The 12807-nt window shown below is 47.5% G+C and carries 9 protein-coding genes; 5 read left to right on the forward strand and 4 right to left on the reverse strand.

The annotated features are described in order from the left end of the window. The 4 genes from LLG96_03800 to LLG96_03815 form a co-directional block, all read left to right on the forward strand. Positions 1-538 (forward strand): DNA primase (locus tag LLG96_03800; GenBank protein ID MCE5249323.1); only part of this gene is annotated, 538 nt, incomplete at its 5' end. 337 nt (positions 539-875) lie between these two features. Next, positions 876-2573 (forward strand): hypothetical protein, encoded by a 1698-nt coding sequence (locus LLG96_03805; GenBank protein MCE5249324.1) that lies wholly within the window; start codon positions 876-878, stop codon positions 2571-2573. A gap of 432 nt (positions 2574-3005) precedes the next feature. After that, positions 3006-4130: a Gfo/Idh/MocA family oxidoreductase gene (locus LLG96_03810; GenBank protein ID MCE5249325.1), complete on the forward strand. Its 1125-nt coding sequence runs from the start codon at positions 3006-3008 to the stop codon at positions 4128-4130. Between the two features lie 565 nt (positions 4131-4695). Continuing rightward, on the forward strand, positions 4696-6036 hold the full coding sequence (locus LLG96_03815; protein MCE5249326.1) for a pyridoxal phosphate-dependent aminotransferase: 1341 nt from the start codon (positions 4696-4698) through the stop codon (positions 6034-6036). Positions 6037-6058: 22 nt separating this feature from the next. On the opposite strand, the gene LLG96_03820 is transcribed toward LLG96_03815, so the two are convergent. The 4 genes from LLG96_03820 to LLG96_03835 form a co-directional block, all read right to left on the reverse strand. Next, positions 6059-7660, reverse strand: a complete 1602-nt coding sequence (locus LLG96_03820; protein MCE5249327.1) for a glycosyltransferase family 4 protein — start codon at positions 7658-7660, stop codon at positions 6059-6061. Between the two features lie 330 nt (positions 7661-7990). Continuing rightward, positions 7991-8995, reverse strand: a complete 1005-nt coding sequence (locus tag LLG96_03825; protein MCE5249328.1) for an aldo/keto reductase — start codon at positions 8993-8995, stop codon at positions 7991-7993. A 211-nt stretch (positions 8996-9206) separates the two neighbouring features. Further along, entirely contained in the window at positions 9207-9953 is a 747-nt protein-coding gene (locus tag LLG96_03830; protein MCE5249329.1) for a DUF169 domain-containing protein, read from the reverse strand. Positions 9954-10082: 129 nt separating this feature from the next. Next, entirely contained in the window at positions 10083-11255 is a 1173-nt protein-coding gene (locus LLG96_03835) for a Gfo/Idh/MocA family oxidoreductase (protein ID MCE5249330.1), read from the reverse strand. Between the two features lie 684 nt (positions 11256-11939). Here LLG96_03835 and LLG96_03840 point away from each other — a divergent pair. After that, positions 11940-12620, forward strand: coding sequence for a PAS domain-containing protein (locus LLG96_03840; protein MCE5249331.1), 681 nt, complete (start codon positions 11940-11942; stop codon positions 12618-12620). Positions 12621-12807: the final 187 nt, after the last annotated feature.

Genomic DNA, 12807 nt, shown 5'->3' on the forward strand with positions numbered 1-12807 from the left:
TGTCGTGGTCATCGCAGGTGAGCCGAACGCAGGCAAGACCGCCTACCTCCTCAATGTAGTCCGCATGAACATGGCCCGTCACGACATCCACTACTTCACCTCGGAGATGGGCGCCGCAGAGTTCCGGAAACGGCTCTCGAACTTCAGCGATGTCGCCCTCGACGACTGGCGGTTCAACCCCCGCGAGCGGAGCACGAACTTCGCCGATGTGATCCGCCCGGACGCGGTCAACATCATCGATTACCTCGAAATCCACGAGGATTTCTACCGTCTCGGCGGGCAGATAAAGGCAGTCTTCGACCGTCTCAGGAAGGGCATCGCGGTCATCGCCCTCCAGAAGAACCTCAACACCGACATCGGGCGCGGAGGCATCGCCACCCTCGAAAAGCCGCGCCTGTACCTCGCCATGAAGCCCGGCGCGCTCACCATTGTCAAGGGCAAGAACTGGGCATCCCGCACCAATCCCAACGGGCTTTCGAGCCGGTTCAGGATCATCAACGGCGCCCGGTTCGATTTCGGCGAGTGGGTGAGAAATTGAGGAAAGACAGGCACAAGGCGTTAAAGACAGGCACAAGGCACAAGGCATAAGGCATAAGGGGGAAAAGAATAAAGACAGGGACTAAGGGACAGAGAGACAAAGAGACAGAGGGGAAAAGAATAAAGAAAGGGGCAGAACAGAAAAGAATTTAAGGTTTTATGGAACATCCCGTTCCTTTGCGCGTGAATAAATAATGAGAAACTTTTTAAATACTAAATATTCATATTGACGAAAAGGAATTAAAGTGTTACCATAAATACCGGTGTTTTTTTACTGTGTAAGCATTAACAATATCGATAATTTACAAGATATGAAATTTCCTGAAAGGAAACATGAAATGGTCGATCGAAGAAATTTTCTGAAAACGGCTTCGGTTCTGGCTGGCGGAGTGAGCCTGGCGCGTTCCAGACGAGCCTTTTCCGCCCCGGTGAAACCTTCCGGATATTTCGGCGTGCACCCGTTTGTTGAACAGCACCCGGAAGCGGTTTTCATCATGCGGACGAATGTGGATTACAAGACCAATTCCGAGGCATGCAAGCAGGTCGGTCTCGATTTTGGCCGGTCGGTATTGGTCCCCATGGGTAATACGGGTACTCCGGTATCCAGCTTAATTGCAACTAAGGCAAATCTCACTGCCCACGACGCGGTCGATGAGAAGAATGGCTTCACCCTTGAAGATACTATGGGAATCTGCACCGATGTATTCTTCGTTGAGGGTATATTCAATTCATTGATGGAAATGGGTGTATCGGGAAAAAACATGCACACACGCGACGTCAATGGTACGAGAGTTGTCGAGCCCCGCGGTTATGTTGCCATGGCTGAACGGACCGGCGCGACAGTTACCGGCGCAACGACCCGTATTACAAAAGAAGACGATGCCAATGATACCAGCAAATTTGTCTGGAAAGAGACTCCCGATGGTGTTGTCTATGAACAGATGCCGTATCTGTGGCCATTCAATGCCCCGAATTCATGGAACATCAATCTGGCCAAATTCAAGGCTCACGAGATGGGTCTGACCCTTACCTGCAAGAATCTGCAGGGTACGAATGCATCGCCATTTCAGGGATATTGCCAGAAATGGCAGGCAATCGACAGGATGCAGAAACTTGAAAAGCAATTAAAAAAACAGGTCATCAATCCTAAAATACATGATGTTCTCGAACCGATGTTCGACCGTCATAAAAGAACACTTCCTCGTTTCGATGTCCCGGATTTCCCGGGGAGCGGTAATCTGGCTGCGGAACTGTTAACACAGTATGATCCTCTCTGCATGGAAATGTGGGCACACAGGACAATCGATAATATAGCATCGTCGGATTACAAACTCCATGTTGTCGAAGGGATTTACGGGCGTGACGGTGATTTCAACTGGGGTCCCAATCCATTTGGTTTTGAAGACAGCAGGAATCCCATAGGCAGGGCCTGGGATTATATGACAAACATCGTCATATTTGGAAAGAATCCATATCTCGTTGATAACATTGGCCATTGGTTAGGGGGTCATGAATCGGGGAATTTCGCATTGTTCCACATTGCCATGGAACGTGGAAAAGTTGGCACGCTGAACCCGATGAACATCCCGGTATACGAGTGGCAGGATGGTTATGCGGTCCGACGCCCGCTGACAAGCTTCACTCGTACACCGCTGAGATCGTTTTATCTTTTGAAGCATCAGACGAATGAACCGTTCTGGCATCTCTGTGATGAACCGTTCGATTACAGCACCGTTAGCGAGAAGAAGCTCGCAATTCCTTCACGGCCTTCATCCCGTGTACTCAACCAGGACTATCCCACTTCGTACTATCCGCAACTAGCCATCGAGGTGAGCGTTCCCGAAAAAGGGTGGGTTTTTGTCGAGATACTCGATCAGAACGGTAAAAACCTCGAAGTAATCACCAACGCCATCTGTGACGCGGGATTCCACCTTGCGACATGGAATACCGGAAAGTATACAGCGGGTAAGTATCAGTACCGCCTGCGTTTCAAAGACTTCAATGAAGTGTATGACATCGCCCTGAAAAAGGCGTAATGGTTCTGACATGCATTGCACACGACACCCGGAGTTTCATGATGGAAGCGCCGGGTGTTTTTTTTATGAGTGACGGCTTTTTTGTGACCGGGAGGATGTATCCGTGTCTGCAGAAAACAGTTGCACCCCGGTAATGCAACGCCTAACTTTTAATCAAGATAATTCCTCGCAGCTTGCAGCGGGGTAAAAAGCCCCCTTCCGTCACTTCGTGACACACCTTCCCCCGTATCGGGGGCAGGTAACTACCGGAGTCGCATCGACTTCCCTTGCTCCCTTTCAGGGGGAAAGGGATTAAGGGTTAGGAGGCCTGATCTGATACCTCGCAGTTTACTGCAGGGTAGTTCATTTCGGTGAGCCATCGTTCTTTTCGATGTGCAGAAATTTCTCAATGAAACCATGTGATTTCAGAACTCGTTACGTGTGGGGTATGCCATGACAAACGAAAAACATTCGCGACGCGGTTTTATCTCGGCCGGTGCAACAGCAGGTGCGGCTGCCTTCATGTCAACAGGCCGCGCGGCTGCGGCAGAGAAAGCCGATAAACCTCTGAAAAAGATAAGAGTCGGCGTTATAGGTGTCGGCCGCGGTTCGTTCATGAGTTATTCATGGGCCGATTTGATTGCCTCTACCATACCGAAGCCGGAAGGAGCCAGCCACGTCAATTTCGGCACCCCGTTCCTGAACATGGAAATCACGCATGTCTGGGATCAGAGCTCGGAAGCGGCCCACAAGTTCGCCGATCCCCTCGGTGCGACCGTTGTTGACCGTTATGATGGCATGGTCGGCAAAGTGGATGCGCTCCTTCAGGCCGGATTCAACGAGGTGCCCTGGCATCACAAGCTCGCCATGCCCTATCTGGAAGCCGGAATACCCACCTATCTCAGCAGGCCGTTCGCCTATTCACTCAGGGCCGCCGATGAGATGCTCGATACCGCTGCAAAGCATAATACTCCCCTTATGGCGACAGACATGGGCGAGCATTTCTACGAGATCGAGCCGCTCAGGGAGCGCATGAAAAAAATCGGACGGATCAACTGCGCGCACGGCACTGTCTGGGCGCGGGATTACCCGATGCATTTCCATATGCAGTATACCATGCTTCGGATATTCGGTTATGATGTCTCCGAAGTGGCGGTAATGACCGATGATATCATGCGTAATAGCTATCTTCAGGAAACGTACATCTTCAAGGGATGGGAGAATCAGCCGGCGTTTCCGTGCGCAATCCACGGGGCCCCGAGCAGAGACTTCTACTCGATAACGATTATGGGAGCGGACGATAACCTTCATACCGAGCGTATGTTCACTCCGAACTGGCGGGACGAACTCCTGTTCAACCAGTCCAACCAGATTATCGAGATGCAGCGTACCTTCGAGGGGGGACAGTTTCAGCCGTTTGACATCATACGGAAGAAAACGGAAATCTTCCTGACCGGGTTCTATTCTCATGCCGAGCGCGGCGGAGCGCCGGTGAAAGTGGGAACCGTACCCGTGGATTGGGAAGCTCCGCCATCCCAGCCGGGCTGGATCGATGAGTCCATGTTCAAAAAAGGCTGAACGGCGCATGATCCGGAATATTCTGACCGGATTTTTCAAAGGATTCGATAGACCACGGATATACACGAATCAGACGGATTAACGCGGATTTGTTTTTTATATATATCTGTTTTTAATGTAATTGGTTGATAATTACCAAATATAGAATAAATATTTTATCTGGTAATTCAATGAGCTCATAATCACTAATTTATTGTATGAATATTGTCATTCCCAAGAACGAAGTGAATTGGGAATCCAGTATTATTGCTCCGGCGGATAAATAATGATACCAATAGCAGGAATAGATGCCGAAACAAGTTCGGCATGACATCATCCGATATCACTGTTTAATCGCCGAAGCAATAACATCGCTCGGTCATGAGTATAGATGATGGATTCCCGTTTTCACGGGAATGACACATAAATTGTACAAACATCTCATTCGTAAGTTTAATACAATCATTGAATAACAATAATAAATTATTATATCTTTTTGTGTCTTGGTGTCTTTGTGTCTTGGTGGTAAATATCTTTATAACAAGATTACACATTTTCCTTGTATTAATCGGGTTTACAACGACATATGCGACTGACTGAAATCCTCTTGTCCGAATACGGGAATCTGTCGAGCATTCCTTCGCCTGTCAACAGAATGATGGCTTCGTTTGCGGACGACTTCCGGCAGGGAAAAGACATAAATCTCGGCGTGGGGTATGTGAATGAACGGACAATTCCCCGTGACCTGATTGTCGAGGCGACGAAGCAAGTCCTTTCACAACCGGACAAATACCCGGCGGCGCTCAATTACGGGGGCTCGAAAGGCTCGCGGAACCTCATCGGGTCCATCCGGCGGTTCTACGGGGAGAATGGCATCGGTGGCCTGACACGGGCAATTCTCGATGACCGGGAGATCATCATCGGCCCCAACGGCGCAACGAGCCTGCTCGAGGGAATCGCTCATGTCATGGAGCCGGGGATTGTGATAACCACCGATCCGATGTACTACATCTACTGCAATTATCTCGAACGCCGTGGATTCGATCTGGTCGCCGTTCCCGAAGATGAAGAGGGAATCCGGGCCGACCTGCTCGAAAAGAAAACACAGGTTCTTGGCGCGAAAAAGAACGATATACGGTTTCTCTACGTCGTGACGGTCAACAATCCGACAGGCACCATACTGTCAAACCGACGGCGTAAAGACCTCGTTCAGTTCGCCGGGAGACTGTCTCAGGAACTCGGCAGGATTGTCCCGCTGTTCCTCGATAAGGCTTACGAACATCTCGTGCATGACCCTGATGTGCCGCCGCTCATGTCCGGATTCCATTTTGATGACTATGGCCTCGTATACGAGCTGGGAACGCTCTCCAAGATTCTCGCGCCGGCATTGCGGATCGGATACATGATGGGGAAAGACGGGCCATTCTTGCGGGCGATGATACAGAAAACAAGCGATGTCGGTTTCAGCGCTCCCCTGCTTTCCCAGGAAATCACAAGTTATCTGCTCGATCATCATGTTGCCGGGCAGGTAGCCCGTGTCAATGAGGGATACAGGGATAAAGCACGGCTTGTCAAAGGATGGATTCAGGAAATGTTAGGCGGAAGCATTACAGCGTGCAGCGGCGGACAGGCCGGATTCTATTTCTATCTGACCTTCAAGGATGTCGATACGTTCGAGGGATCGCCTTTTTTCAGGTATCTGACCAGAACCACGGGTGTCAGTTCCGTTGACGGGCCTCCTCATGACAGGAAACCGCGGGTTATATATATTCCCGGAGAATACTGTGTACATTCACGGGGGGATATGGTAACCATGGGGAAAAGGCAGTTGAGATTATCGTATGGTTTCGAGGAACCGGACAGGATACGGGATGCCATAAGCTTTATGAAAGAAGCGGTCGATTATGCACAATCGTCCGGTGATTAGGAAGGTGGCGAAAAATTTTTTTTTACGCGCCCGTCACCTCCTTTAATTTTTCGATGATTTTCCGGGTATGTTCCCGCCATGTATATTTTTCCACAACTTCTTTCCGGGCATTTTCGCCTAATCTCTTTCGCAGTTGCTCATTGTCTATGAGAACATGCAGTCCCTCCGCGAGCGCATCCGTATCGCCTGGTGGAACCAGCCATGCTGTTTTATCATGTTCGAGAATTTCCCCGATCTGATCGAGGTCGGAAGCAACGATACCCTTTCCCATGGCCATGTATTCGAACAGCTTTGTCGGAGACCCGAAAAACGGCGTCCCGTCGGAGTTGGGCATATGAGGTGACACGAGAACATCGGCGGCGGCGAGATATTTCGGCCCTTCCTCCTGTGGCTGCATCCCTGCGAGTATACAGCAGTTTTCGACATTGTTTTTTCCGAGATTGTTCCTGACAAGGGGCATGGTCGTTCCGTCGCCGATCATGAGGAGCCGGACTGTCGTTCTGTAATGCGGATATCGCGCCATCAATATCCCGAATGCTTCGGCGAGAACCTCTGCTCCGTGCCAGGGTCCGAACGTGCCGATGAATCCTATGACAATATAATTTTCAAGTTCATACTTCCTGCGCACTTCCGTACCATCGACATCGGGTGAATAGCGTCCGGGATCGACACCGTTGGGATTGAGCACAATTTTCCCCGGATCGACACCCCGTCTGACAAGATCGTCGAAAAGCGGTCTGCTGATGGTCGTTATAACATCGGCATAACGGATATTGACATGTTCTATCTTTACGGCCAATGGCCTGTATTTCAATGGCCGTGCCCAATTATCGGTCACCCACACTTCCGAGCCGTTATATTCGAGAACGAGAGGAACCCTGAAATGACGTGACAATTCAACTCCGGTGTAATTATACAGGCAATACCGCTGGAAAATAAACGACAGTTCGGTACCGGAGAGCGCTTCACATGCTTTATTGAAAAAAACGGTATTGCAGTGCATATCCCAGATTTCACGGAAATCCACGAATTCCGGTGAAGGTTCCATGATAATGGTCTGAATGGCAGAATCGACGGTCGGAATATGACCGACAGTCAGAAAAAACGGTGATGGACCATAAAATCCCAGATTATTCAGCACGCCCGCGATGTGTCCGACTGTGCCGCCGGCAGTTACATTGAATTGCAGGTTTGTCCTCAGATAAACAGCCGGCTTTGATAAGTCAACCGGCGTACGGGTGAGGCTTCCATGGGCTTTTCCACGGTCTTCGATTTCATGGGCAAACCTTTCGCATGCAGCTTTTATTTCCCGGAGCACCAGTGATTTTTCAGCAGTACTTTTAAGAAATGAAACACATGGCTTAATGAGACTGAATACCGTGATGTTTTTAGTATGCCCGTCCGGGTACACAATAACCGATTTCCCCCTGCTCAGAATTTTTGTCAATAAGAGCGTTCTGAATGTAACGGCAAGCCCGGCACTGCACCGGGGGATGAATTCAACCTCATGGTATCTGAAAAGATGCTTCAGGATTGTTTTTCTGGTAATCCTGACAGTGTTTTTATCGAGGACAAACTCGTAGCTCATCGGAGAATGGATGATTGTCAGTTTTTTTCGTTCCATGTATTGTCCGGTATGATTAATAGTATTCTGTGATGATAATGGAGTTCAAGAATGAATATAAATGCTCCACGCCTGATTTAACCCGGAATATTCATGAATATATTTAACCACGAAGACACAAATTTAAATAACATATTATTTATACTATCATTAAAAATTAATAATCATTAACACCTAAAAAATATATAAATAAAAATAAATCCGCAAAAATCCGCGTTCTATTAAATTTTATGAATAAATCGGATTAAAAGAATCGACTGTATCTTCTTCCTCCCGATCGCACGGCGGTATGTTATCTATCGCTCCATGTATCTGATGTGATTTTACCGATCATGCGTTTCTGACAGCCCAGTTCTCAAGCCACCGGTAGCGGGGAGACAGATAAGCCCCTTTCAGGGCGTCGGCTTCCCTGCTCAAGTCTGAGAGCATCGACCGTTCCTCCGGCGAGATGGCGGGAGCATATGCCGATTCGAGATTGGCGATAACTTCATCCATGCTGTTCATCGCGGGCATGGTGCAGTGCACCTCGGGCGCCTGATAGATGAAGCGAAGCATTGCCTTGGCGAGAGAACCGCGTTTATCCTTGAAAAAGCCTTTTTTGTGCGCAAAAGCAGCCATATCGTCGCTTCCCATGGGTTTGATGCCGATGATGCCGAGTCCCATGCCGCTGCATCGCGGGATAAGCGCATTGTAATCGTTCCACGGCCATGTCTGCCCGCCTTTCGGACGGCCCATGTTATGATGAAAATTATATATGATCATGACATAGTCAAGGACATTACGGTAATTGTCGATATACCGCATCATGAGGTTTGCGTCATGCGAGACTATGCCGATTTTGCGGATTTTTCCTGAATCACGGCTTTTTTCCAGAACCCGTATGCGGTCGTCATCGACATTCTGGAGACGATAGAGGTCAATGTAATCGGTTCGGAAAGTCCTGAGAGCGCCATCGATCTCATTCTCCATTTCCGGGGTCGGCTGCACCGCAACGAGCGATACGATCACTTCCCTGCGGAAATCCCTGATGCTCTCGCTCATGGGCTCGAACTGTTTATACCCCGCATGGTCATACACATCGAACGTATTGATTCCGCCCTCGAACCCGAGTTTGATCAACCTGTCTCTGAGCCGGGGCTTCCCGATGAGCTTTTTAACGAGATGCGAGCCGAAGCCGAGCATGGACACCTCGATACCCGTTTTCCCGAGCGCTCTTTTCGGCACCACACCTCGCGGCCGGTACTCGGTTTTTCTGCCGGGCATTACCGAACACCCTCCCAGCGACATGACCGAAGCAGTTACGCCGATTCCCTGCAAAAATCTTCTTCGCCTCATGGTAAATCCTTTTCTTGTATAGTTATTATATAGAGTACACTCAAAAAGAACAGAAAAACGAATGGTTCAAAACACAATAATACCGCATATAGTTTTTTAACAGCAAAAAACTCATTTGGTTTCCTTATGATATGATTGCTTCATCTCGTAACGCACCGAACTTCATATGCTGTTTCCTCTGAGTGAGGAAGTCAACCGACATACTGCATAACTACATAATCCGTTCACGAACTTTTTTCCAGGAAGGGGTTATAAGAAAACTTTCCTCGATATTATCAATCATTCCCAGAAATTTTGCATACGGAACCGAAAACGTGAGAATGTCAGGGGCAACATAAGGCCGTGCGGTAACATCGAACATACCGAGAACCGCTCTCGGGCAACTGCTGTCGTTTTCGAGGTACGGATAGAATACGATAGACCCGCAGCCGGAAGAAAACGGTGAAATGACACCGTTCGGCTCAGCCCGATCATAGTTGGCCAGGGTAAACAGACCGGAGATAACATCGGGACCGGCAAAAAAAATAACCACTTCAGGATTTTCATGGCCTTCCAGCATGTCCCATCGCTTGAACACGATAAAACGCGACGGTGCTTTGAAAACAGACGATTCCCTGAGCGCTTTCAAGACCAGATCGGGAGATTTTTTGTACCGTTCACCTTCCATTTTGCCCGGAATCCCGCACGAGAGGAAATACTCAAAATTCGGACCTACCTTATCGGTAAAGCCGAGAAATTTTTTGCCGCCGCCGCAGCCCACATCTCCGGCTGAATAACAGAGCGTCTCTCCTCTCCGTACCCTCGATAATTCACCGATAATACACCGGTGTCCCGCAGCAGGTTTCATCTTTTCCGCAGGATTTTCCTCATCAGTATACCAGAATACGATGGGCAGATCAGCGCTGTGAAAATATTTATGCCATAATCGTATAAATTCTTCTTTAATCCGCATATCCATGGAAGCCCCCTCAACCGAAAACATGACCGCAATCTCACTTTATATGACTTATCGTCTCAAACCCCAAAGGCACTGTCCATAATGAAATTTCTTGGAATTCCGATACACACGACGGGCGGGAGCGATCAGTCATTTCGGCGGCCTGATTTCACCTTTCTCGGCTCCCAGAAGCTTCGTATAAGCCTGATAGGCTTCCATGCCCGGCATATAGCTCTGACCCCACGGACAACCGACCGACCAGTCCTCGTCGAGTGATTTGAGCTCCACGAACTCGCCTTTTTCGCGCAGTATGGAGCGGAAACCGGCAAGAAACAGCCGCAGTTTTTCGATCAGGGATTCATGGGTTTCGGGCATACCCCCGATACCGAGCTCGAACATCCCCTGTATTCTGGTGAGCATCGGCCCATAAACGAATTCATCCCAGTTTGTCTGGCCATCGCACAGAAATATGCGGTCCTGCCCCTTGAACTGTGTATAAATGAGGGTATTGTCACGTGATGTGTGATTAATCGTTCCGAGAAACGGCCCTTTTCCACGGTCGTTATAGACAATCGTCGATGTGCCGGAGCCTTTGCTCCAGTCGTCCGTTTTCTGGGCGATTGCATGAATACCGCCGCCGGCGGTCCTGTATGCCCACCAGATACCGTGAAGGCCGTGCGTGTAATAATCAGGCACTCCCTCGCTCCATGTCTCGTACCCGAGGATAGATTCCGGCGGGTTGTGCCCGATTGCTTCATATGTTACACACATATGTTCGAGGGAAGAGCCGCTCCATACAGGCGTGTTGTATTTTTTCGAGAGTTCGGTCATCTCGCGCGCCTTACGGAGCGAATCGGTGAACGGCCGGTCGATATACACCGGGATGCCGTTTTCGAGATAGGGCCGGGCGAGCTTGTACGTCCATGGTATCTGGAAAACCACATCGATTATGATACCGTCCACCTTGCCGACCATGCCATCGAACGATTTAACAACATTCGGCACATTGAAACGATCGGCGAAAGCCTTCGCGACCGTTTGATCGATATGCCATACATGGGTGTAATACATACCTGTCCTTTTTGGAGTATAAGGCACATCATTTACATTGGGCACACCGTTTATCATGCGTGTCCATGCATTCTCCGAATGACTCCATTCGCCGAGGATGAGGCCGATATTGAGGAGTTCATTGCCGGATTTTTTCTTCGGATTCGCTGCTAAAGCCTGCGAGGCAACTCCGACAGCGCCCATACCGAGGAATGCCCGACGAGAAATACCTGAAAACTGCCCGTTCATACCTGTTTTCCTTTCCCGTGCCATGTTCATTATTCCCAGGAACCGCATAAACCGGAAAATTTTTTTCAGAATTTGTATAAACTTATTGACATTAGCAATAATTTGAATTTAAATTTACAAATTAATATAAGGGCGGATGTGCTTTTAATCAAATTATAATACTTTAATGATCTTGTAAAGAAATATCCTTTTTTATAACGAGCAGTTATTTTCGATGCTTCTCCCGGTTATAAATAAATAACATTAAAAATATTCCTTGCGTAATTACCCCGTAATTCGTGATATAAGAAATGATATACTCTTATTAGTTAAGTTAATGCACCATAGTATTCATATAATTATATCGTGATGGAATTATAAAAAAAAGATTGAAACACAATATTGGAATATTTTTTGCTCTTTCATAAATTATATGACAGTATAAAATAATGACATATTTTCTTAAAATCATGTTTTTCTGCATGGATAATCAATGAAACAATATTATGTCACATTTTCAGTAAGAGTCAAATGTTAATTGCTGTTTTTCATGATATTTCACGCACTCTGTTATGTAATCGACGAACGTGTTGCTGTCTATGACCGGTAAATCAGCATTTTTAATGATCATGGAGAGTTTATATCCATACTATGGTGTTTATCGCGAGGCTTATAAAGAAAAATATTCCTTTTTCTGCGGGAAAAGGTGTATAGGGAAGGGATAGTGCGATGGAAGCTTTGAAAAAGCTGGAAATGAAATACAGAATTCTTGAAAATTCCGCAAAGGAATGCGAACAACGGCTGAAATTGATACTCAGTAACGTCCCCGATATAATTTACATGTTAAACCCTGAAGGACAAATCACCTACATAAGCGATTCCATAGAACAGTATGGTTATTCTCCGGACGAATTAATCGGCACCGATATCATGGATATTATTGACCCGCAGGATAAGCCTAAAGCAGTATACAGAATTAAGGAAAGAAGAACGGGTACTCGAAAAACAAAAGCTTATAATATCCGTATGCTGGCGAAAAATAAAACCGCAATTCCGTTTGAGGTAAAGACCGCAAACATTGAAACTCCGCTTCTTGTTACCGTTACAGCGGAAGGATATTACTCGGTAGTTGAAAACAATTTCAGGAAGTTCATGGGAACTGTGGGCGTCGCCAGGGAAATTGAGCGGAAAAATCATAAAAACCATAGTGTAAATGATACCTCTGATCAAAAAGAGACATTTATTCCTATATGTTCGAATTGTAAAAGAATTCGGGATAATCAGGGAAACTGGAAGAAAGTTGAGGATTATTTCGGGAAGATGCTCGATATACATTTTACTCACGGTATCTGCGCCGACTGTATTTCAGATTTATATCCGGACATGGAAACAAAGAAAAAAAAAGGATAAACTGACGGTATTCTCATAGGACATTGCCTGTCTCATGGTAAATTCCATGAATAAAGGTTTCCTTCATTGTTAATCCTCAAAGTTCACCGGTATTAATCAGCCTTACCAATATCATCTCAAAGACCACTGCGATCAGCAAGAACATACTCCCGCGCAATACGTTTATCCGGTTATCCAGTTTGATAAG

It is taken from the genome of bacterium, from assembly GCA_021372535.1.
In the GTDB taxonomy this organism is placed as follows: domain Bacteria; phylum Latescibacterota; class Latescibacteria; order Latescibacterales; family Latescibacteraceae; genus JAFGMP01.